This is a genomic window from Micromonospora sp. NPDC048843, from assembly GCF_040649965.1.
Classification (GTDB): Bacteria; Actinomycetota; Actinomycetes; order Mycobacteriales; family Micromonosporaceae; genus Micromonospora; species Micromonospora hortensis.
In genome coordinates, this window is the sequence record NZ_JBEZGJ010000043.1 from 22,901 (window position 1) to 44,402 (window position 21,502).

A 21,502-nucleotide genomic window follows, 5' to 3' on the forward strand; every position below is an offset into this window, starting at 1 on the left:
CTTTCCGTCAGCGGCTGACGGAAAGTGTCCAAGATTCATTTCTGCGTCGAGTGGCGTACGGGCGCGGTGGGGGTCCAGCCGGCCGCGATGAGGGCGCGGCGGACGGTGTCGGCGACCTCGTCCGGGCGGGCGCGGACCAGCCAGGCCGGAAAGCGCAGAATCCGGTCGCCGCTGGTCCAGACGTCGTTCTGCCGACGCATGTCGGCCGCCCACTGCTTGGCGTCCATGTGGTGCGCGCCATCGATCTCCACCTGCACCCGCCACTCCCGCCAGTACGCGTCCAGCCAGCGGTTCCGGCCGGCCGCGTCGACCCGGTGTTCCTGCAGGTCCGGGGCGGGCAGCCGGTGCCTGCGGCACAGCCGCAGGAAGTCGATCTCCGAGAGCGCCTGCGCGCCGCCCGCGATGTCGCCGACGGTCTGCCCGATCAGCCGTCGACGGGGAGCCCGAGGGAGAACGTCGAGCACCGCCTGCAACTCCTCGGGCAGCACCCTGCGTTGCTGGCAACCGGCGGCCAGCACCGACTGCGCCTCGTCCACGCCGGCCGCCCAGCCCGCCGCGTCCACCAGGGCGCGCGCCGTGGTGGTACGCGGCGGGCGGGCACGTTGGAGATGGGCCTCGGGGAGGACCGTCGTGCGGTGGACCAGGACCGCGGGCATGTCGATCGGAAGTCGACGCAGGGTGGCCCGCGCGGCACGACGGGCTGCCGGCACCAGCACGTGCAGCGGCTCGCGTCGCAGTCCTCGTACCCCGGCTTCGGCAGCGGCGGACACCCCGGCGAGCACCGCCCCCGGCCCGGCCGCCAGCACCGCCACCCAGAGTTGTTGGTCGCGGGTGAGCCGACCGTTGCCGGCCAGCAGGATCCCGCGGCAGACCGACCGCCACCGACCGGAGCGAATCCGGCCCCGCACCCGCCCCTCGCTGAGCAACCCGGCGACCTGCGCGGTCGTCAGCACGCCCGCCTGCTCGAAGGCGAGCCAGTCGAGTGCGTCGGCGTCGTCGGCGGGCAGCATCCGGACAGCTTTCGCCCTTGAGCGTCGCCCCACCACCAGATCTTGGACAGTTTCCGTCACGGCCTAACGGAAACTGTCCAAGATCTGCACGGATGCGGCAGCGTTCCGGCCGACATCGGACCGCACGTCGGCCTTTCCGGACCGTTCAATCTGGCCCGAGGCGCCGACGGTGGTTGGGTGGGGCACATGGAGCATCAGATTGACTGTCTCGTGGTCGATGGCGACCATGAGGTGGCTACGCTGCTGGCGCGCTGGGAGATGATCAGAAACGCTGCGTTGTCTCGCCGCCAGTCGATCGCGCTGATGAAGGAAGTTGTGACCTCATGGACCTGACCGGCGCGCTCTGGCGCACGTCCAGCCGTAGCGGCAACGGAGAGTGTGTCGAGGTGGCGGACGATCTGCCCGGGGTCGTGGGGGTGCGGGACAGCAAGGACCCGGCTGGCCCGGTGCTGGTGTTCGCGCCCGCCGCGTGGCGGGCGTTCGTGGCCGTCGCCCGTCATCCGACGGCCTGAGCCGGGAGGTCCCTGGTGCCACAGCACAAGCCGTCCGGCGACGAGCCGGACGTGACCCCCAGTCCCCCGCCAGGGGAAACCCCACAGCCAGCGGTAACCCCACAGCCAGCGGAGACGCCACCCCCGGTGCCGGTCCCCGTCCCGGGGGTCGACCCGGACGAGCCGCCGGCGGTCCCGTCCGGGAAGTTCGGCACACCGGGGCGGCCACTGCGCCGCAGCAGCTTCCTGATCGGCTTCACCGGTGCGCTGGGCGTGCTGCTGGCGTACACCCTCTATCTGGGGATTCGCAATGCCGGCGGCATCCTCGTGCTGGTGGTGATCGCGCTCTTCCTCGCGGTCGGCCTCAACCCGGCGGTGGTCCGACTGGGCCGCTGGGGTGTGCCGCACGGCTTGGCGGTGGCAGGGGTCGCCCTGACTGTGGTGCTGCTGCTCTGCGGCGGCGTGGTGGCGTTGGTCCCGCCGATCGTCACCCAGTCGGGGCAGTTCATCGACCAGATCCCGAGCCTGCTCGACGAGTTGCGCCGCAACCCGACGGTCAATGACCTGGTCGAGCGGTACGACGTGGTGGAGCGGGTGCAGGGCGCGGCCAACGCGGAGACGGTCGGACGGGCGCTCGGCGGGGTGCTGGGCGGCGCACAACTGATCTTCGGCACGGTGTTCCGGACGCTGACCGTGCTGGTGCTGACCATCTACTTCCTGGCGTACTTCGACAAGCTGCGTTCGCTGGGCTACTCGTTGGTGCCCCGGTCGCGGCGGCAGCGGGTGCAGCTGATCGGCGACGAGATCCTGGCCAAGGTGGGCTCGTACATGGTCGGCGCGCTGAGCATCGCGGTGCTGGCCGGCGCGACCACCTTCGTCTTCGCGTTGATCGTCGACCTGCCGTACCCGTTCGCGCTGGCAGTGGTGGTCGCGGTGACCGACCTGATCCCGCAGATCGGCGCCACCCTGGGCGCGGTGATCGTGAGCCTGGTCGGTTTCGCCGCCGACCTGCCCACCGGCATCGCCTGCGCGGTCTTCTTCCTGATCTACCAGCAGGTGGAGAACTACCTCATCTACCCGAAGGTGATGCGGCGTTCGGTGGAGGTCAACGAGGTGGCAGCCCTGCTGGCCGCGCTGCTCGGGGTGGCGCTGCTGGGTGTGGTGGGCGCGCTGATCGCCATCCCCACTGTGGCCGCGTTGCAACTGATCCTGCGCGAGGTGGTGCTGCCCCGCCAGGAGCGCCGCTGAGCGTCGGCCCGCCCGACCGGCGGCCGGGCCGCGGACGGGCGGGTCAGTCCGCCTTGGTGGCAGCCGGGCCGGGGACGGGGGTGTCGGCGAAGGCGGCCACCGTCCGGTCGGCGTACGCGCTGACGTCACCGGCCTCCATCGGGCCGTCCCAGGTCGTCGGCAGCGGGACCTCGACGGCCGGGTTGACCCGTCGGACGATCTCGTCGAGCACCGTCTCCGCGTCGCCCACCCACAGGTGCTTGGCACCCGGCACCCCGACCACCTCGGCCTGGGGCACCGCGGCGAACCGCTCCCGCGCCTCGGTGGGGCGTAGGTAGTCGTCGAACTCCGGCACCAGCGCCACCAACGGCCGGCCCGAGTTGGCCCAGGTGGCCAAGTCCTCGGGGGCGGAGAAGCGCAGCGGCGGGGAGAGCAGGATCGCCCCGGCGATCGTCGGGTCGCAGCCGTACTTCAGGGCCAGGTCGGTGCCGAACGACCAGCCGACGAGCCAGATGTTGGGCAGTTCGGCGAACTCCGCGTACTCGATGGCGGCGGCCACGTCGTACCGCTCGCCCACCGCGCCGTCGAAGGCTCCCTCGCTGGTGCCCCGCACGCTGCTGGTGCCCCGGGTGTTGAACCGCAGCACCGCCAGGTCGGCCAGCGCGGGCAGCCGCCAGGCCGCCTTGCGGAACACGTGGCTGTCCATCATTCCGCCGTGGGTCGGCAGCGGGTGCAGGCAGACCAGGGTGGCCACCGGCGGCCGGTCGGCCGGCAGGGCCAGCTCACCGACCAGCCGCAGACCGTCGGCGGTGTGCAGCTCGATGTCCTCCCGGCGGCCGGGCAGGATCGACGACGCGCGGATCGCTGTGCTCACCGCCCAAGTCTGTCGCGAAGTCGCCGCCGCCGCCCGCCCAGGCACGAACAGGGTGACCCAGGTCGCTACCGGGCCCGGTCGCTCAGTAGCGCGGGGAGCCCCGGCCACGCTGCACCGCCGGGCCGCGCCGCTCCCGGGCCCGCCAGCAGCCGCTGTGCCAGTGCCGCCGGTCGGTCAGGTCGCCCAGGCCGTCCGCCGGCCAGGCGACCAGGTGGGCCACCCCAGGTGGGATCTCCTGGTTACAACCGGGGCAGCGGTACGTCTTGACCGACGCGCCAGCGCCGATGCCGCGTACCTGCCAGGCACCGTCGGTCCACTGCTGCACCGAGGCGACGCCCTGCCGGACCCGGTCGGCGTCCAGGTTGGCGTTCTCGTCCCGGCGAGGGCGGTTGCGACGGGGGCTCACAGTCACCAAGGTTACGGTCACTCCCAGCTGGCCGGCTCGCCACGGTCGTCGGCGACCCGGAGCCCGCCGATAACCGTGCTGACCTCCGCGTCCGTGGGCGACCGCTCCCAGCGGTTCTCGTGCCCCATGGACAGCAGGGTGTTCGGGATGCCGAGCACGTGCCAGAAGTCGCCCATGTCGAACACTGGCCTGCCGGCGATCCTGCGGTTGGCCTTGGCCCGGTCGGGCGAGGATGGGCGGGGTGAGTAGGTGAGCCGCACCGGCAATGTGGCAGCACCCTGGAGAGCGACTGTCAACGCCGCTTCGGTGTCGTTCGAAGCCGCAACGGGCATCTGCGTCGGCGTCGTGGTCCCCGCCACATTCACGATGCGGGGCCAGAACAGTTGCCGCACCGCCACCTCGCACGCGCTGATCCGGGCACCCGGGGGCAAGGCGGTCAATCGAACCGGCGCGACACAGCGGCGGGCTTCGTCGAACCGGAGCGCCGCCGCCGCCCGGGAGACCTCGGCGCTGGTCTCCCCGAGAGCCGCGACCCGGACGTACAGGCCCGGGACGGGCTGCCAGCGCAGCACCCAGCCCTTCGTGACCCTGTCGAGCTGACGTACCACCCCGTTGTACCTCGACGCGGCGTCGACGCCCCGGCCGGGCGAGGCAGGATCCCTGTCGCTGGTGCCGGCGCCCGCTCTGTCGGGGCCGACGTCACGAACCTGGCTCGGGTCGCCGGTCTCGGCCAACAGTGGGTCAGCGGCAACGATCACCATCGCCTGAACGCCGCCACCCAGATCCAGTCGCATGCTCTCGACCTGGCCCGCGGAGCGCCAGGCGACCGGCATCGCCGCTGCCGGATCGACCCCGAAGTGCAGCAACCGTGGGTCCGTGCCGATCAGGGCGGGGCGCTCCGCTGCCCCCGGAACCCCCGGTGCCCGGGGCGGCGTGACCACTACCGGGCTGGGCGTGACGGCTGGCTGCGGCGGCGCGGCTGACGGCGTACGCAGTGCCACACCCGCCCCGAGCAGCACCGCGACGCCGAGCGCTGCCCCGATGACGGCACGTCGCCGCCGCCGACGGGCCCGTCCCCCGTTCACCGCCGCCGTCAGCAGGCTGTCGGTGTCCACCGGCCCGTCGGCCTGCTCCCGGAGTGCCCGTGCGATCCGCTCGTCGAGGTCGGTCACGGCCGGCTCCCGTTCGTCGTGGGAACGCCGTGGCGCTCCCGCAGCTGGCTGAGCGCCCGCATCGCATGGGTGCGGACGGTGACCGGGGAACAGCCGAGAATCTGGGCGATGGTCAGGTCGTCGAGGTCCTCGTAGTAGCGCAGCACGAGCACCGCGCGCTGCCGGTCGGGCAGGCCGAGGATCAGCCGCCACACCTCGTCCCGGTCGGCCGCATCGCCGCCCAGGTCGCCGCGCCCCGGCCGGTCGGCGAACTCGGCAGTGGCCAACTCCCTGCTGGATCGGCGGCGCCACCAGGAGGTGTTGGCGTTGACCATCATCCGGCGTACGTAGACGTCCGGGTGGTCGGCACGGGCGATCTTCCGCCAGTGCACGTAGGCGCGCGCCAACACGTCCTGGGTGAGGTCCTCGGCCCGGTGCTCGTCACCGGTCAGCAGCCGGGCCAGCCGGACGAGCGCCGGCCCGCGACTGCTGACGTATTCCTCGAAGGTCACACCACTCAGACGCCGTCACCGGCGCCCCCTGTTGACACCGGTCAGCGGTGCGAGTGGTCGCGGAAGCCGCGGCGGGTCTTGCGGCCCAGGTAGCCGGCGGTGACCAGGTGCTCCAGCAGCGGCGCGGGCGCGAAGCCCGGCTCACGCAGTTCCAGGTACAGCTCGCGCTGGATGGCCAGGGAGACGTCCAACCCGACCACGTCGAGCAGCTCGAACGGGCCCATCGGGTAGCCGCAGCCCAACTTCATGGCGTGGTCGATGTCGTCGGCCGTCGAGTAGCTGGCCTCCAGCATCTTCACCGCGTCGTTCAGGTACGGGAAGAGCAACGCGTTGACGATGAAGCCGGACCGGTCGCCGCAGACCACGCCGGTCTTGCCGAGAGCGGCGCAGACGGCGCGGGCGGTGGCGGTGGCCTCCGGCGAGGTGCGGATGGTGCGGACGACCTCGACCAGCGGCATGACCGGCGCCGGGTTGAAGAAGTGCAGCCCCACCACATCGGCCGGTCGCTGGGTGGCCATCGCCACCTCGATCACCGGCAGCGACGAGGTGGTGGTGGCAAGCACCACACCCGGCTTGCAGATTTCGTCGAGGCTGGCGAAGAGGGCCTTCTTGACGCTCAACTCCTCGACGACCGCCTCGACCACCAGGTCGACGTCGGCGAGATGGTCGAGTGTGGCGGACCAGCTGATCCGGCCCAGGGCGGCGTCCCGGTCGGCCTCGGCGAGCTTGCCGCGCACCACGCCCTTGTTCAGCGAGGTCTTCACCGCCTCGCAGACCTTCGCGGACTTCTCCATGCCACGGGTCACCGAGACGACCTCGTAGCCGGCCTTCGCGAAGACCTCGATGATCCCGGTGGCCATCGTTCCGGAGCCGACCACGCCGACCTTCGCGATGGCGCGTGCGCCGTCGGCGAGCGCGGCGTCAGTGGCCAGCGGCGTCGCCTCATCCGGTACGACAACCGGGGAGCCGGGCCGCTCGTAGGTGTAGAAGCCCCGGCCCGACTTCCGGCCGAGCAGCCCTGCCGTCACCATCTGCTTGAGCAGCGGCACCGGGGCGTGGCGGCGGTCCCGCCCGCCGCGCCGGTACATGGTGTCCAGGATCTCGTACGCGGTGTCCAGGCCGATGAGGTCCATCAACGCCAGCGGGCCCATCGGCAGGCCGCAGCCGAGCTTCATGGCGGCGTCGATGTCCTCCCGGGTCGCGTAGTGCGACTCGAACATGGCGACCGCGTGGTTGAGGTAGCCGAAGAGCAGCGCGTTGGCGATGAAGCCGGCCCGGTCGTTGATGGTGACGTCGACCTTGCCGAGCCGGGCGCAGAGCGCCTCCACGTCGGCGACCACCTCGGGGGCGGTGACGACAGTGCGAACCACCTCGACCAGCTTCATCACCGGGGCCGGGTTGAAGAAGTGGATGCCGATCACCTGGTTGGGTCGGCTGGTGGCGACCGAGATCTCGGTGACGCTCAACGACGAGGTGTTGGTGGCGAGGATCGTCTCCGGTCGGCAGACCCGGTCCAGCTCCGCGAAGATCCGCTGCTTGAGGTCCAGGTGCTCGGGCACCGCCTCGATCACCAGGTCGACGGAGTGCAGCGCGTCCAGCCCGACCGCGAAGTGCACCCGCTCGTGCAGGGCGTCGCGGTCCGCCTCGGCGAGCTTGCCCTTGGCGACCGCCCGGTCGGTGGAGCCCTTCAGTGTGGCCCGGCCGCGCTCCAGCGCCGGCGCGGAGATTTCCACTGCCACCACGTCGATGCCGTTGCGGGCGAAGACCTCGACGATGCCGGCACCCATGGTGCCCAGCCCCACCACGCCAACGGTGCTGAACTCGCGCGCCACGACCGGCCTCCCCAGAGACTCCGCACGGCCACTGAACGGCCGCTAAGGTTATGCGCGCGAGTCTGCCACGTGACGGTGAGTTGTCGAGACGCCGTGGCATATTTCACCCACGGCTCAGCGGCACCCGTTACCCGGCCGCCACGCTGGTCAGAGCCAACAACTCCGCGACGAACTCCGCCGGGCGCTCCAGGTGCGGACTGTGCCCGCAACCCGGCAGCACCACCTCGTGGTATGCGCCGCCGGCCGCCGCGTACCGGTCGAGCACCGCCCGGGTCTGGCCGACCATCGGCTGCGGTGGGCAGGCGTCCGCGCCGGGCCAGCCGGGCACGAGATCCAGCGAACCCAGGTACGCCAGGTCGAACAGCGAGGTGTCCGAGACGATGACGTCGACGTCTCCGCGTACCCAGGTGACCGGCGGTTTCTCGGCGACGGCCACCAGCTCGTCGGCGAGCCGGAACCAGGTCGGCGCCAACGCGTTGAGCACCCCGCGCTCCCCCGGCGCGGTGCCCGGCCAGTTCTCCGACGGCACAGCGGTGCCCGGGTAGTTGTCGTCACCGGTGGCTGTGGAGAGCACTGTGTCCAGTAGCAGTTCCTCGTCAGTGCCCAGCGAGGCGGGATCGGCCACATAGGTGGCTCGCAGCACGGCGCGCGGGCTGGCCGGCGCGTCAGTGCTCCGGTCACCGGCCGCGAGGCGGGCGACGAAGTCCGGGTTCGCCGTGCCGGCGCCGGTGCCGGCGAAGTCGGCTGTGGTCGGCGTGCCGGTCAGGTCGCGGGTGCCGCCGAAGCCGTACGGGGAGACCGGCGCGGCGAGCAGCAACGCCTCCACCCGGTGCGGATGGTCGACCAGCAGGCGCATCGCCACCCCTCCGCCGAGGGAGTGCCCGACCACCACCGGTCGCGCGTCGGCGGCGAAGAGCGTCGGGTCGTCCAGCAGTGCGGCCACGTCGTCGGCGAAGTCCCGCAGACCCCGGGTGGCGTCCACCGGGGCGGTCGCGGAGTCGCCGTACCCCCGCAGGTCGGGGGCGACCACCCGCAGCGTCGATGGCAGGCGGCGGACCAGCGGCTCCCAGAACAGCGCGGACGAGCAGTTGCCGTGGATCAGCAGCACCGGTGTGCCGTCCGGCGGGCCGGCCACCCGTACCGCCTGAGTGATGCCGTTCGCCGTCACGGTCCGCTGCTCGGTCTCCATCCGCGGCATGGTGCCACGGGCGCCCCCGCCGGTCCAGGTGTCGGAGCGCCACCCAACGGAGCCATCCGGTGTGGCAGGCCGCCAGGCGATCAGCGACGCGAGCCCGGTGGCGCGGCCAGCGGCAGCGGCAGCGTCGGTCGGACGTCGCGCCGGGACGGGCCGAAGCTGAGCCCCACCGGGTCGGTGAGCGCCACCCCGGGGTCGAACAGGCGCAGTTCGGTACGGCCCAGCCGGATCACGTCACCGTCGGAGAGTCGTTCCACCTCGGTGATCCGCCGGTCGTTGAGCCAGGTGCCGTTGGTGGAGCCCAGGTCCCGCAGGGACGGGCCCTCCGGCGCCAACCACACCTCGGCGTGGCGACGGCTCAGGTGTGGGTCGTTGATGACCACCTGACCGCTCGGCGCTCGGCCGATCACCTGTATCTCGGCTCGCATACGAAAGCTCGCGCCGCGCATCGGTCCACCCGCGACCGTCAACAGCGGCATCAGTTCCGGATGTTCCTCCATGGACAGTCAGCCCTCCACCCCGCACCGTCACTCCGCGCGTCAGCTTGCCATCAGACGGTAGTCGTCAATACCGACCGGCCGGTCAGCCTCTCGTCACCTCCCGGCCATCTGCCGTTCGACGATTCGGGCGGGCCGCATCCGTCACCAACGCCCTGACCTGCACTGATCAACGATCGGCCAGGTTGGTGCGACGCCGCTCCCCCGGTCTCGAATCGGGGACCCTACCGGTGAGTAATCCTCGGGTCTAGACTTCCGCCATGACGGCAGTGCATATCCCGGGCGTTCCGGTCATCGACGCGGGCCAGTTGGTCTCCACCAGCCCGGCGACCGGCGCCGAGGCCGGTCGCCTCCCGGTCGCCACCGACGCCGACGTGCGGCAGGCCGTCGACAGCGCTCGCGCCGCCGGCGAATGGTGGGCGGGTCTCGGCTTCGCCGGCCGCCGCCAGCGGATGCTGCGGTGGCGCGCCCTGCTCGCCAAGCGCATCGAGCAGTTGGCCGAGTTGGTGCACGTCGAGGGCGGGAAGCCGGTCGCCGACGCCATCGTCGAGATCGTCACCGCGATCGAGCACATCGACTGGGCCGCCCGCAACGCCGGCCGCGTGCTCGGTCCACGCCGGGTGCGGTCCCGGCTCATCCTGGCCGAGTTCTCCGGGCACCTCGAATACCAGCCGTACGGGGTGGTCGGCGTGATCGGGCCGTGGAACTATCCGGTCTTCACGCCGATCGGCTCCGCCGCGTACGCCCTGGCCGCCGGCAACGCCGTGGTGCTCAAGCCGAGCGAGTACACGCCCGCCGTCGGCCAGTGGCTGGTGGACAGCTTCGCCGAGGTGGTGCCCGAGCAGCCGGTATTCACCGCCGTGCACGGGCTGGGCGACGTGGGCGCGGCGCTGTGCCGCTCCGGCGTCAACAAGCTGGCCTTCACCGGCTCCACCGCCACCGCCCGGAAGGTGATGGCCGCCTGCGCCGAGACGCTGACCCCGGTGCTCATCGAGGGCGGCGGCAAGGACGCCATGATCGTGGACAGCGACGCCGACCTGGACGCGGCCGCCGAGGCGTGTGTCTGGGGTGGCATGACCAACGCCGGCCAGACCTGCATCGGCATCGAGCGGGTCTACGCCGTCGACGCCGTCTTCGACGCCTTCGTCGACAAGGTGGTGACCCGCGCCGGTCGACTGACTGTCGGGCCGGAGGGCACCGACATCGGCCCGATCACCATGCCCAAGCAGATCGACGTGATCCGCCGGCACATCGACGCCGCGATCACGTCCGGCGGGCGCGCCGTGCTCGGCGGCCCGAGCGCCGTGCAACCGCCGTACGTCCACCCCACGGTGCTGGTGGACGTACCGGAGGAGTCGGCCGCCGTCCGCGAGGAGACCTTCGGCCCCACGCTGACCATCAGCCGGGTCCGCGACGCCGACGAGGCCGTCACCCGCGCCAACGCCCTCTCGTACGGCCTCGGGGGTTCGGTCTTCGGCCGGCGGCGGGCGGTGGCCATCGCCCGGCGGCTGCGCTCCGGGATGGCGTCGATCAACTCCACGCTGACCTTCGCCGGCATGTCGACACTGCCGTTCGGCGGTGTCGGCGACTCCGGCTTCGGGCGGATCCACGGGGAGGACGGCCTGCGTGAGTTCGGTCGATCCAAGGCGATCACCCGACGTCGAGCCCGCTCACTGCTGCCGTCGATGACCTTCGAGCGCACCCCCGCCGACGTGGCCCGACTCGTCAAGGCCATCAAGGTCATGTACGGGAGGTAAGTGTCGGATAGCCGATCATCAACAAGGATCGGCGTATCCACATGTTTATACGCCGTGGTCACGGCGGTACATTGCGTTAAATGGGCCCCAATCGATTGCGCTACCGCCTTGTCGACAGTGACCAGTCGTGGAGCGCCCGACGGCGTCGGCACCGCTCGGACTGGCTGGCGCGCACCTTTCCCGACATCGGCGACATGCACGTGGTCGACCTCGGCGGTCGGCTCGGCACCTGGCACCGCTCCACCGTCCGACCGGCCCGGGTGACAGTCGTCAACCTGGAGCAGCCGCCCGCCATCGTCCCGGAATGGGCCCACGTCGAGCAGGCAGACGCCTGCGACCTGCCCGCGCACCTCACCAAGGGCAGCTTCGACCTGGTCTTCTCGAACTCCGTGCTGGAGCATGTGGGCGGGCACGAACGCCGGATTCGCTTCGCCGCCGCCGCCCGCTCACTGGCCGACCGGCACTGGGTGCAGACGCCCTACCGCTACTTCCCCATCGAGCCGCACTGGATCGCGCCCGGCATGCAGTTCCTGCCGGTACGACTGCGCACCGCGTTCGCCCAACGTTGGCCGTTGGGCCACAAACCGACCCGCAGCCACGAAGCCGCCATCCACCAGGTGCTCTGGACCGAGCTGTTGGACCGCTCGCAGATGCGTCACTACTTCCCCGACTCGACGATGCTGGTGGAGCGGGTGTTCGGTCTGCCGAAGTCACTGATCGCGGTGCGCACCGGGTAGTGCGCCGGTCAGAAGAGAGTCAGCTCGTCCTTCACGATGCCGCGCAGCTTGTCGTAGTCCACTACCACACACCGGATGCCCCGGTCGGTGGCGAGCACCCGCGCCTGCGGCTTGATCTCCTGGGCGGCGAAGACCCCGACGACCGGGCTGAGCAGCGGGTCACGGTTCATCAGCTCGAGATAACGGGTCAACTGCTCCACGCCGTCGATGTCGCCACGCCGCTTGACCTCGACGGCGACGGAGCCCGAGTTGGCATCCCGGCACAGCAGGTCGACCGGGCCGATCGCCGTCATGTACTCGCGGCGGACCAGCGTGAACCCCTCACCCAAGGCACCCGGGTTGGCGGCCAGCAACTCCTGGAGGTGCGCCTCCACCCCGTCCTTGCGCAGGCCCGGATCCACACCCAACTCGTACGAGGTGTCCTGGAAGATCTCCTCCAGGGTGATCCGCAACTCCTCGCCAGCCTTGTTGACGACCCGCCACACACCGGGGGCCTCCTCCAACCGACACGGCGGGCTCATCCAGTTCAACGGCTTGTACGCCCGGTCGTCGGCGTGAATAGACACCGACCCGTCCGCCTTCACCATCAACAACCGGGTGGCCAGCGGCAGGTGAGCCGAGAGCCGTCCGACATAGTCCACCGAGCACTTCGCAATGACCAACCGCACCCGACGAGGGTAGCCGAGCACCCACCGGTCGCCAGCGAGCGGCACTGGCGCGTCGATGCGATGCTGAGACCGTGTTCGAAGTCCTCACCGGCACCGGTCTCGCCGCCTCGGCGGGGCTGAACGCCTACATACCCCTGCTCATCCTCGGTCTACTCGGCCGTTACACCGACCTGATCGACCTGCCCAGCGGCTGGACCTGGCTCGGCAACGGCTGGGTCATCGCCATCATGGCCGTGCTGCTCGCCGTGGAGATGGTGGCGGACAAGGTGCCAGTGGTCGACCACATCAACGACGTGGTGCAGACGGTTGTCCGACCCACCGCCGGTGGCCTTGCCTTCGGCGCCGGCTCCTCGTCGGAGACGGTGACGGTCAGCGACCCGGGGAGCTTCTTCTCGTCCCACCAGTGGGTGCCTGTCGTCACCGGCGTACTGCTGGCGTTGGGCGTGCACCTGCTCAAGTCCGCGGCCCGCCCGGTCATCAACGCGACCACCGCCGGGATCGGCGCCCCGGTCGCCAGCACCGCCGAGGACGCCACCAGCGTGGTGGTCTCCCTGGTGGCGATCATCCTGCCGGTGCTGGTGCTCGTCGCACTGGTCGGCCTGGCGTTCTTCACCTTCTGGTTTTTCCGTCGGCGATCCGAACGACGCCGCGAACGAGAGGCCGCCCGCGCCGCCGGCTTCCGCGTCTGACGCGGCGGATCGGCGGCCCGCGATACCGGGGCTCCACGGTCCGACAAAAGCCTAGGATCGGGGCAAGAGCCTAGAGGAGGTCGGCATGACCGCAGCGTTGGAGATGCCCCGAGTCCAGGAATGTGTGGTCGCCGCGTGCGCGTACAACCAGTCGGGTGACTGCCACGCCTTCGCGATCACCATCGGCAGCATGGATCACGCCCACTGCCACACGTTCGTCGAGTCGCCCGTCCGGGGCGGCGTGGAGAGCATGATCGCGCAGGTGGGCGCCTGCCAGCGCGCCGACTGCCGGCACAACGAGCAGCTGGAGTGCCAGGCGGCGTCGATCAGGGTCGGCCCGGACAACGACATGGCCGACTGCATGACCTACGCCGGCCGCTGACCCACGCCGGTCGGCGACCCACGCCGGCCGACGACCTGCCGGGACAGCTCTCGATCAGGGCAGGTCGTTGGCGTGACGGATGACCGTCACCAGGTCGTCGATGATGCCGGTCAGGGCGAAGTCCTTCGGGGTGAAGACCCGGGCGACACCGGCCGCCCGCAGGGTGTCCGCGTCACTGGCCGGGATGATGCCGCCCACCACCACCGGCAGGTCCGCCCGGCCGGCGGCGCGCAGCCCGTCGAGCACAGCGGGCACGGCGGCCAGGTGCGACCCGGAGAGCACGGAGAGCCCGACCAGGTCGACGTCCTCCTCGACGGCGGCGGCGACGATCTGCCCCGCGGTCAACCGGATGCCCTGGTAGACGACCTCGAAGCCGGCGTCGCGGGCACGTACCGCGATCTGCTCCGCGCCGTTGGAGTGCCCGTCCAGGCCGGGTTTGCCGACCAGCAGCCGCAGCCGGCCGCTACCCAGCTCCCGCGCTGTGGCGGTGACCCGCTCGCGGACCGCCAGCAGGCCCGGCTCCCCACCGCCGCCGGTGGCACCGGCCAGGCCGGTCGGCGCCCGGTACTCGCCGAAGACCTGGCGCAGCGCGCCGGCCCACTCGCCGGTGGTCACCCCGGCCCGCACGCACTCCACTGTGGCCGGCATCAGGTTGGTGGTGGTCGCGGCGTCCGCGCGCAGCCAGGCCAGCGCCGCGTCGACGACGGCCGCGTCCCGGTCGGCCCGCCACCGGCGTACGCCGTCCACGGCGGCCGCCTCGACCGCCGGATCGACCTGTTCGACGGCGTCCGCGCCGGCGGCGGTCAGCGGGGAGGGTTCGGTCTCGGTGTACCGGTTGACCCCGACCACCACGTCGGCACCGGACTCCATCCGCCGACGGCGCTCGGCCAGCGACGCGACAAGCGCGCTCTTGAGGTAGCCGGTCTCCACGGCGGCGACGACGCCGCCCAGCTCCAGCACCTTGTCCAGCTCGACCCGCGCTCCGGTGACGACCTCGTCGACCAGCGCGGTCATCACGTGCGAGCCGGCGAAGAGGTCGGGATATTCGAGCAGATCCGACTCGTACGCCAGGACCTGCTGCATCCGCAGCGACCACTGCTGGTCCCACGGTCGGGGTAGGCCGAGCGCCTCGTTCCAGGCGGGCAGTTGGACAGCGCGGGCCCGGGCGTCGCGGGACATCGTCACGCCGAGCATCTCCAGCACGATGCGCTGGATGTTGTTCTCCGGCTGCGCCTCGGTGAGGCCGAGCGAGTTGACCTGCACGCCGTAGCGGAACCGCCGTTGTCTGGTGTCGGTGACCCCGTACCGGTCCCGGGTGATCTCGTCCCAGAGCACGCCGAACGCGCGCATCTTGGCGATCTCCTCGACGAAGCGCACCCCGGCGTTGACGAAGAACGAGATCCGCTGGACCACGTCGCCCATCCGCTCGGCCGGCACCTGGCCGGAGTCCCGGACCGCGTCGAGCACGGCGACCGCTGTGGCCAGCGCGAAGCCGACCTCCTGCACGGGCGTGGCGCCGGCTTCCTGGAGGTGGTACGAGCAGATGTTGACAGGGTTCCACCGGGGCATCTCGCGCAGCGTGTACGCCACCATGTCGGCGGTGAGCCGCAGCGACGCCGCCGGCGGAAAGATGTAGGTACCCCGGGACAGGTACTCCTTGATGATGTCGTTCTGGGTGGTGCCGGCGCAGCGGGTGAGGTCGGCGCCCTGCTCCAGCCCGACGGTTCCGTACAGGGCGAGCAGCCACATCGCCGGGGCGTTGATGGTCATCGAGGTGTTCGTGTCGGCGAGCGGGAGACCGTCGAAGAGCGCCCGCATGTCGCCGAGGTGGGCCACCGGCACGCCGACCCGCCCGACCTCGCCGGCGGCGAGTTCGTGGTCCGGGTCGTACCCGGTCTGGGTGGGCAGGTCGAAGGCGACCGACAGGCCGGTCTGCCCCTTCGCCAGGTTGCGGCGGAAGAGGGCGTTGGTGGCCGCGGCCGACGAGTGGCCGGCGTAGGTGCGCATCACCCACGGGCGGTCCCGCTCGGGCAGTCGCCCCGGGAATGCCGTCTCATCCATGGCCGGAGTCTAAGTTACCGTTCAGTAAAAGGAGCTGTGGAAAACCACACAGGTCCATGTCGGGGACGTCCGGGTGGCAAGCGCCCGCAGTGGCGTGGACCGCCACACCCCGGGCACCACCCGACCCAGGCCAGGACGCACACTGGACGGCATGGATGACGAGCTGGCCATCTCCGTCCGGGGGCTGCGCAAGGCGTACGGCGACAACGTGGCGGTGGCGGGCGTGGATCTGGACGTCCACCGCGGCGAGGTGTTCGCGTTGCTCGGCCCGAACGGCGCCGGCAAGACCACAACGGTGGAGATCCTGGAGGGTTACCGCCGCCGGGACGCGGGCGAGGTCACCGTCCTCGGCGTCGACCCTGCCCACCCGGATGCCGACTGGCGCTCCCGGGTCGGCATCGTGCTTCAGGGCACCGGCGAGTTCGACGAGCTGACAGTGGCCGAGGTGATCCGGCACTTCTCCGGCTTCTACCCCGACGCGGACGACCCGGAGAAGGTGATCGAGCGGGTCGGGCTGGCCGACAAGGCGAAGGCCCGGACGCACACCCTCTCCGGCGGGCAGAAGCGCCGCCTGGACGTGGCCCTGGGCATCATCGGCCGCCCCGAGCTGCTCTTCCTCGACGAGCCGACCACCGGTTTCGACCCGGAGGCCCGCCGCGAGTTCTGGGAGCTGATCCGCGACCTCGCCGCGGCCGGCACCACGATCGTGCTCACCACCCACTACCTGGACGAGGCCGAGGCCCTCGCCGACCGGGTCGGCGTGATCGCCGGCGGCCGGCTGGTCGAGGTCGCCGCCCCCAACCGGCTGGGCAATCGGCAGGATGCCCTCGCGACGGTCTCCTGGCGTACACCGGAAGGGATGTTGGAAAGCGCGCAGAGCGCGACGCCGACGGCCTTCGTGGCCGACCTCGCCGCGCGCTACGGCGGCGAGGTCCCCGGGCTCACGGTGACCCGGCCGACCCTGGAGGACGTCTACCTCACCATGATCGGACACGCGCGATGACGACCACGACGAAGCCGGCGACGCCGGTCACCGCGACTCGCGGCCGACGGCCGGGTGCCGGCGCGCTCGCCCTGCGCCAGGGACGACTGGAGATCACCCAGTTCCTGCGCAGCCGGGAGTCGGTGGTCTTCACGATGGGCTTCCCCATCATCATGATCCTGATCTTCGCGTCGATCTTCGACGGCACGATCGGCGGCGGGGTCAAGTTCACCCAGTACTTCATCACCGGCATGATCGCGACCGGCCTGATGACGGTGAGCTTCCAGAACCTCGGCATCTGGATCCCGATCGAGCGGGACCGGGGCGTGCTCAAGCGCTACCGGGGCACGCCGATGCCGAAGTGGGTCTGGTTCGCCGGCAAAGTGATCATGGTGGTGGCGATCGGGATCGCCGAGACGGTCCTGCTGCTGGCCGTCGCGGTGGCGCTGTTCGACCTCGACCTGCCAGGCACCGCCGCGAAGTGGTTCACCTTCGGCTGGGTCGCCGTGCTCGGGGTGACCGCGTGCACCCTGTGCGGCATCGCGATCTCGTCGCTGGCCCGCACCGCCCGCAGCGGCTCGGCGGTGGTCACCCCGGTGGCTCTGGTGCTTCAGTTCATCTCCGGGGTGTTCTTCGTCTTCACCGACCTGCCCACCTGGATGCAGCAGGTGGCGGCGGTGTTCCCGCTCAAGTGGATGTGCCAGGGGCTGCGGTCGGTGTTCCTGCCGGAGAGTTTCGGCGCCCAGGAGCCGGGCGGTTCGTTCGAGCTGGGCCGGGTGGCGGTGGTGCTGGCCCTGTGGTGCGTGATCGGTGTGGTGCTCTGCCTGACCACCTTCCGCTGGACCACCAAGCGCGACGGCTGACCCCTTTCCGGGGCACCCGATCCGCCCCAGGGCTGCCAGACTCTGGCGATGACCGCTCGACCGACCCGGCGCGGGCTCCTGTTCGCGGGGGCAGGGGCGACGGCGCTGGCCGTCGGGGTCGGCTGGACGGCCCGCGACCTGATCCGCCCGTCGCCGACGCGACCCGTCCCCCCGGACGCGCCGGCCGGCGACGAGCGACTGGTCAGCCGTCAGTCCGCCGCACGTGGCCGCTCGGTCGACTTCTACACCGCCGTCCCGGACGGGCACGGCGACGGTCAGGGGTTGCCGGTCTGCCTGGTGCTGCACGGCGCGTCCACCACCGCACGGGACTTTTCCGGGCTCGGCCTGGGGCGCTTCCTGACCGACGCGGTACGTCGGGGTGCGCCGCCGTTCGTGCTCGCCGGAGCGACAGGCGACCGCCTCTCCTGGCGCCCCGCCGGCCGGGACGACCCGCAGCGGATGGTGCGTGAGGAGGTGCCGGCCTGGTGCGCCGAGCGGGGCTTCGACGCCACCCGGCTGGCGGCCTGGGGCTGGTCCATGGGGGGCTTCGGCTCGCTGTTGCTCGCCGCCACCTGGCCGGGGTCGCTCCGGGCGGTGGCGGCCTTCTCCCCCGCCGTCGCGCCCGGTGATGCCGTCTTCGCCGGTGTCGACCGGCTGCGCGGCACTCCGCTGGGCCTCTGGTGCGGTCGCCAGGACGACCTCCTCGCCGACGTGCAGGCGCTGGAGCGGGCGCTTCCCGAGCCGGCCGCCCGAGCCGAGTACGCCGACGGCGGGCACGACTTCCGATACTGGGGCTCGGTCATACCCGGCGCCCTCGACTTCGTCGCGGCGGCGCTGGCCGCGCCGCCCGGCCCGAGTTGAGCTGACCGCGGGGGCCACGAAAGGGCCCCCGCGGCCGCCGGTCTCAGTAGGTGTAGAAGCCCTTGCCGGTCTTGCGGCCCAGGTCGCCTGCGGTGACCATCCGCTGGAGCAGCTCCGGCGGGAAGAACTTCTCGTCGGCGGTGTCGGTGTAGATGTTCTTCGAGGCGTGCAGCAGCACGTCCACGCCGGTCAGGTCGGTGGTGGCCAGCGGGCCCATCGCGTGCCCGAAGCCCAGCCGGCAGGCGGTGTCCAGGTCCTCCGCTGACACCACCCCGGACTCGACAAGCTTGACCGCCTCCATCACCAGGGCGGAGATCAGCCGGGTGGTGACGAAGCCGGCGATGTCCCGGTTGACCACGACGACCGTCTTACCGATCTCCTCGGCGAAGGCCCGCGCGGTGTCCAGCGTGGCGTCGCTGGTCTTGTAACCGCGCACCAGCTCGCAGAGCTGCATCATCGGCACCGGGGAGAAGAAGTGGGTGCCGACCACCGCCTCGGGCCGCTCGGTCACCGCGGCGATCTGGGTGACCGGGATCGCGGAGGTGTTGGTGGCGAGCACCGCGTCCGACTTGCAGATCTTGTCCAGTGCGCGGAACACCTCGTGCTTGATCTCCAGGCGCTCGAAGACCGCCTCGACCACGATGTCGGCGTCCGCCGCCGCCTCCAGGTCGGTGGTCGTGGTGATCCGAGCCAGCGTCGCCTCGACCTCGGACGCCTCGATCTTGCCCTTCTCGGCGAACTTCTCCAATGACTTCCGGATACCGCCCAGACCCCGGGTGGTGGCCGCGTCGTCCAGGTCGCGCAGCGTCACCTGCCAGCCCGCCTGCGCCGCCACCTGGGCGATGCCGGAACCCATCAACCCGGCCCCGACGACCGCGAGTCGACCCGCCATCTGCTTCTCCCTCGCTGCGATTGAGTGCCTGCCTGCACCCTAGTCGGCGAGCCTGAACGATGGCTAAGTGGCGGTCGGGCCGGGTCGTTGGGGGCCTCAGATCTCCAGTGCCGGCTCCTCCGGCGTGGTGCCCCGCTCGACCGCCACCCCGAGCGCGCGCAGGTCGGCCACGAAGTCCGGGTAGCCCCGGTCGACGTGGTGCACGTGGGAGACCTCGGTGACCCCCTCCGCGCAGAGTCCGGCGATGATCAACCCTGCTCCGGCCCGAATGTCGGTGGCCCGCACCGGGGCACCGGAGAGCCGATCCCGGCCCCGGACCACAGCGTGATGCCCGTCGGTCTTGATGTCCGCGCCGAGCCGCATCATCTCGTTGGCGAACATGAACCGGCCGTCGAAGATGTTCTCGGTGATCAGGGAGGCGCCGTCGCTGACGGCCGCCAGCCCGATCGCCATCGGCAGCAGGTCGGTGGCGAAGCCGGGGTACGGCAGCGTCACCACGTCCACCGCCCGGGGCCGCTCGTCCATCCGGACCCGGAAGCCGTCTCCCCGGGTCTCCACCAGCCCGCCGGCGGCCACCACCTTGTCAAGGGCGACCTCCAGGAAGGCCGGATCCAGCCCGGTCACCGTCACGTCGCCCCGGGTCATCGCCGCGCCGAACGCCCAGGTGCCGGCGACGATCCGGTCCCCCACGGTGGCGTGGCGCACCGGACGCAGACCGGGCACACCAGTGATGTGCAACAACGACGTGCCCGCGCCGACAATGCGCGCGCCCATCTGGTTGAGCATCGTGCAGATGTCGACGATCTCCGGCTCCCGGGCCGCGTTGTCGATCATCGTGGTGCCCTGGGCCAGCACCGCCGCCATCACCAGGTTCTCGGTGGCGCCGACGCTGGGGAAATCCAGCACGATGTCCGCGCCACGCAGCCCGTGCGGGGCGGAGGCGATGACGAACCCGTGCTCACCGGAGATCTCCGCGCCCATCCTGGTCAGCCCGGAGATGTGCATGTCCAATCCACGCGACCCGATCGCGTCGCCGCCGGGATGGGCCACCCGCACGTACCCCCGGCGGGCCAGCAACGGGCCGAGCACACAGATCGATGCGCGCAACCGCCGGACCAGGTCGTAGTCGGCCTCCGCGCCCGGCTGCTCGGGTACGTCGATCGTCACCGACCGGGACCGGGCCACGCCGCCACGGGCGACCATCGGGTCGACCGGGTCGTCCGCGTCGAACTGGACGTCGCAGCCCAGCCGGCGCAGCACCTCCCCCATGATCGCGATGTCGGTGATCCGGGGGACGTTGGTGATCACACTGCGGCCCGGCGCGAGCAGCGCGGCGGCCATCAGTTTCAACGCCGAGTTCTTCGCACCGACCACGTGCACGGTGCCGGCCAGTCGGGCGTCACCGCGGACCCGGATGACGTCGACATCGTTGACCGCCGCATCGCCGGCGTCGCCGGGGCCCACCACCACCGGCCAACCGGCGGTGCTGTCCGGCCGGGCCGGGATCGTCAGGTCGGGAATCCGTAGGCTGTGCGTCATGGCCGTCCACCTCACGCGCATCTACACCAAGGCCGGCGACGCCGGCATGACCAGGCTGAGCAACAACGAGCAGGTGCCGAAGACCGATCCACGGATCGCCGCGTACGCGGATGTCGACGAGTGCAACGCGGCGATCGGCGTCGCGCTCGCACTGGGAAACCTCGACGAGGAGCTTCGCGGCGTGCTGGGGTCGGTGCAGAACGACCTGTTCGACGTCGGCGCCGACCTGTCCACCCCGGTCGAGCCGGAGCCGAAGTACCCGCCGCTGCGGGTCACCGAGGAGTACGTCGAGCGCCTGGAGGGCTGGTGCGACGAGTACAACGCACGCCTGAGCAAGCTCGACTCCTTCATCCTCCCCGGCGGCACCGCAGGTGCGGCGCTGCTGCACGTGGCGCGGACCGTCGCCCGGCGTGCCGAACGGGCAGCGTGGGCGCTGGTCAGCCACGATCCGGAACGAACCAGCACGCTCCCGGCAAAGTATCTCAACCGGCTCTCCGATCTGCTCTTTATCCTGTCAAGAACGGCAAATCCGGCAGGAGATGTGCTATGGGTGCCGGGCGGCAAGCGCTGAACGTCGGGCGCTCCGCACCACGTCGAGGTCTGGGTTCCCACTCTGCCCGCCACCACGCGTAGCCAAGGCCGACTACTCAAGCCAGGCCGACCAACACCTCGACCGACGCGCAAGCCGCGCAGCCCGGCGCGCAGCGCACACCGAGGGAGGCGGGACTCAGCTACACCGGTAACGGCAGGTGATCAAAGCCCGCCGGATCGACGCACAGCGGCAACGAAGGGTTTCCGGGGGAGCCCGCCCGGCGCAGGGATCAACTGGTCCAGCAGATCAACCGCCTGGCACTGCTCAAACTCGACGTCCAGGGC

General features: G+C 71.2%; 23 protein-coding genes. 11 read left to right on the top strand and 12 right to left on the bottom strand.

Going from position 1 to position 21,502, the window contains the following annotated elements; translation table 11 throughout:
• Positions 1 to 35: 35 nt before the first annotated feature.
• Positions 36 to 1,010: a hypothetical protein gene (locus AB0C20_RS13275; RefSeq protein WP_357184913.1), complete on the bottom strand. Its 975-nt coding sequence runs from the start codon at positions 1,008 to 1,010 to the stop codon at positions 36 to 38.
• A 42-nt stretch (positions 1,011 to 1,052) separates the two neighbouring features.
• Between AB0C20_RS13275 and AB0C20_RS13280 the strand changes: the two genes are divergently transcribed.
• The 3 genes from AB0C20_RS13280 (at position 1,053) to AB0C20_RS13290 (ending at position 2,749) form a co-directional block, all read left to right on the top strand.
• Entirely contained in the window at positions 1,053 to 1,343 is a 291-nt protein-coding gene (locus tag AB0C20_RS13280; RefSeq protein ID WP_357568043.1) for a Scr1 family TA system antitoxin-like transcriptional regulator, read from the top strand.
• Positions 1,334 to 1,522: a DUF397 domain-containing protein gene (locus AB0C20_RS13285; protein ID WP_357184907.1), complete on the top strand. Its 189-nt coding sequence runs from the start codon at positions 1,334 to 1,336 to the stop codon at positions 1,520 to 1,522. Before AB0C20_RS13280 ends, AB0C20_RS13285 begins: the two co-directional genes overlap by 10 nt.
• Positions 1,523 to 1,648: 126 nt before the next feature.
• Positions 1,649 to 2,749, top strand: a complete 1,101-nt coding sequence (locus AB0C20_RS13290) for an AI-2E family transporter (protein ID WP_357184904.1) — start codon at positions 1,649 to 1,651, stop codon at positions 2,747 to 2,749.
• A 43-nt stretch (positions 2,750 to 2,792) separates the two neighbouring features.
• On the opposite strand, the gene AB0C20_RS13295 is transcribed toward AB0C20_RS13290, so the two are convergent.
• The 7 genes from AB0C20_RS13295 to AB0C20_RS13325 all read right to left on the bottom strand — a co-directional run bounded on the left by AB0C20_RS13295 (position 2,793) and on the right by AB0C20_RS13325 (position 9,198).
• Positions 2,793 to 3,602 (bottom strand): alpha/beta hydrolase, encoded by an 810-nt coding sequence (locus tag AB0C20_RS13295; RefSeq protein ID WP_330438868.1) that lies wholly within the window; start codon positions 3,600 to 3,602, stop codon positions 2,793 to 2,795.
• A gap of 82 nt (positions 3,603 to 3,684) precedes the next feature.
• Positions 3,685 to 4,014 (bottom strand): ATP/GTP-binding protein, encoded by a 330-nt coding sequence (locus AB0C20_RS13300; RefSeq protein ID WP_124821217.1) that lies wholly within the window; start codon positions 4,012 to 4,014, stop codon positions 3,685 to 3,687.
• A gap of 11 nt (positions 4,015 to 4,025) precedes the next feature.
• On the bottom strand, positions 4,026 to 5,180 hold the full coding sequence (locus tag AB0C20_RS13305) for a hypothetical protein (RefSeq protein ID WP_357184899.1): 1,155 nt from the start codon (positions 5,178 to 5,180) through the stop codon (positions 4,026 to 4,028).
• Positions 5,177 to 5,671, bottom strand: a complete 495-nt coding sequence (locus AB0C20_RS13310; protein WP_357184897.1) for a SigE family RNA polymerase sigma factor — start codon at positions 5,669 to 5,671, stop codon at positions 5,177 to 5,179. The genes AB0C20_RS13305 and AB0C20_RS13310 overlap by 4 nt, the downstream gene beginning before the upstream one ends.
• 41 nt (positions 5,672 to 5,712) lie before the next feature.
• Positions 5,713 to 7,503, bottom strand: coding sequence for a 3-hydroxybutyryl-CoA dehydrogenase (locus tag AB0C20_RS13315; RefSeq protein ID WP_357184894.1), 1,791 nt, complete (start codon positions 7,501 to 7,503; stop codon positions 5,713 to 5,715).
• Between the two features lie 127 nt (positions 7,504 to 7,630).
• Positions 7,631 to 8,692, bottom strand: a complete 1,062-nt coding sequence (locus AB0C20_RS13320) for an alpha/beta hydrolase (protein ID WP_357568044.1) — start codon at positions 8,690 to 8,692, stop codon at positions 7,631 to 7,633.
• A gap of 89 nt (positions 8,693 to 8,781) precedes the next feature.
• The gene (locus tag AB0C20_RS13325; protein WP_274526073.1) at positions 8,782 to 9,198 is read right to left on the bottom strand and encodes an FHA domain-containing protein; all 417 of its coding nucleotides are present in this window, start codon (positions 9,196 to 9,198) and stop codon (positions 8,782 to 8,784) included.
• Between the two features lie 257 nt (positions 9,199 to 9,455).
• Between AB0C20_RS13325 and AB0C20_RS13330 the strand changes: the two genes are divergently transcribed.
• Together AB0C20_RS13330 and AB0C20_RS13335 are read left to right on the top strand one after the other, a co-directional pair.
• Positions 9,456 to 10,952, top strand: coding sequence for an aldehyde dehydrogenase family protein (locus tag AB0C20_RS13330; RefSeq protein WP_357568046.1), 1,497 nt, complete (start codon positions 9,456 to 9,458; stop codon positions 10,950 to 10,952).
• A gap of 80 nt (positions 10,953 to 11,032) precedes the next feature.
• A complete protein-coding gene (locus AB0C20_RS13335) occupies positions 11,033 to 11,689 on the top strand; it encodes a methyltransferase domain-containing protein (protein WP_357184885.1) in 657 nt (218 codons plus the stop codon).
• An 8-nt stretch (positions 11,690 to 11,697) separates the two neighbouring features.
• Here AB0C20_RS13335 and nucS read toward each other — a convergent pair whose 3' ends face one another.
• The gene (gene nucS / locus AB0C20_RS13340; RefSeq protein ID WP_112584054.1) at positions 11,698 to 12,357 is read right to left on the bottom strand and encodes an endonuclease NucS; all 660 of its coding nucleotides are present in this window, start codon (positions 12,355 to 12,357) and stop codon (positions 11,698 to 11,700) included.
• A 71-nt stretch (positions 12,358 to 12,428) separates the two neighbouring features.
• On the opposite strand from nucS, the gene AB0C20_RS13345 reads away from it, so the two are divergent.
• Positions 12,429 to 13,046 (top strand): DUF4126 domain-containing protein, encoded by a 618-nt coding sequence (locus AB0C20_RS13345; protein ID WP_124857624.1) that lies wholly within the window; start codon positions 12,429 to 12,431, stop codon positions 13,044 to 13,046.
• 85 nt (positions 13,047 to 13,131) lie between these two features.
• Positions 13,132 to 13,428 carry a DUF1540 domain-containing protein gene (locus AB0C20_RS13350; RefSeq protein WP_357568047.1) on the top strand — a complete coding sequence of 99 codons (297 nt, stop codon included), beginning with the start codon at positions 13,132 to 13,134 and terminating at the stop codon, positions 13,426 to 13,428.
• 54 nt (positions 13,429 to 13,482) lie between these two features.
• On the opposite strand, the gene AB0C20_RS13355 is transcribed toward AB0C20_RS13350, so the two are convergent.
• Positions 13,483 to 15,489 carry a protein meaA gene (locus AB0C20_RS13355; protein ID WP_357568048.1) on the bottom strand — a complete coding sequence of 669 codons (2,007 nt, stop codon included), beginning with the start codon at positions 15,487 to 15,489 and terminating at the stop codon, positions 13,483 to 13,485.
• A gap of 151 nt (positions 15,490 to 15,640) precedes the next feature.
• Between AB0C20_RS13355 and AB0C20_RS13360 the strand changes: the two genes are divergently transcribed.
• From AB0C20_RS13360 to AB0C20_RS13370, 3 genes are read left to right on the top strand one after another with little or no spacing between them, the layout of a single operon-like run.
• Positions 15,641 to 16,492, top strand: a complete 852-nt coding sequence (locus AB0C20_RS13360; RefSeq protein WP_357568049.1) for an ABC transporter ATP-binding protein — start codon at positions 15,641 to 15,643, stop codon at positions 16,490 to 16,492.
• Positions 16,489 to 17,334, top strand: a complete 846-nt coding sequence (locus AB0C20_RS13365; RefSeq protein WP_091405863.1) for an ABC transporter permease — start codon at positions 16,489 to 16,491, stop codon at positions 17,332 to 17,334. The genes AB0C20_RS13360 and AB0C20_RS13365 overlap by 4 nt, the downstream gene beginning before the upstream one ends.
• 48 nt (positions 17,335 to 17,382) lie before the next feature.
• The gene (locus AB0C20_RS13370; protein ID WP_357568050.1) at positions 17,383 to 18,195 is read left to right on the top strand and encodes an alpha/beta hydrolase-fold protein; all 813 of its coding nucleotides are present in this window, start codon (positions 17,383 to 17,385) and stop codon (positions 18,193 to 18,195) included.
• Positions 18,196 to 18,238: 43 nt separating this feature from the next.
• On the opposite strand, the gene AB0C20_RS13375 is transcribed toward AB0C20_RS13370, so the two are convergent.
• Positions 18,239 to 19,087, bottom strand: coding sequence for a 3-hydroxyacyl-CoA dehydrogenase family protein (locus AB0C20_RS13375; protein WP_357568051.1), 849 nt, complete (start codon positions 19,085 to 19,087; stop codon positions 18,239 to 18,241).
• 96 nt (positions 19,088 to 19,183) lie between these two features.
• Positions 19,184 to 20,626 carry a UDP-N-acetylglucosamine 1-carboxyvinyltransferase gene (gene murA, locus AB0C20_RS13380; protein WP_357568052.1) on the bottom strand — a complete coding sequence of 481 codons (1,443 nt, stop codon included), beginning with the start codon at positions 20,624 to 20,626 and terminating at the stop codon, positions 19,184 to 19,186.
• Between murA and AB0C20_RS13385 the strand changes: the two genes are divergently transcribed.
• Positions 20,625 to 21,197, top strand: coding sequence for a cob(I)yrinic acid a,c-diamide adenosyltransferase (locus AB0C20_RS13385; RefSeq protein WP_091405871.1), 573 nt, complete (start codon positions 20,625 to 20,627; stop codon positions 21,195 to 21,197). The two genes, murA and AB0C20_RS13385, sit on opposite strands and share 2 nt — an antisense overlap.
• Positions 21,198 to 21,502: the final 305 nt, after the last annotated feature.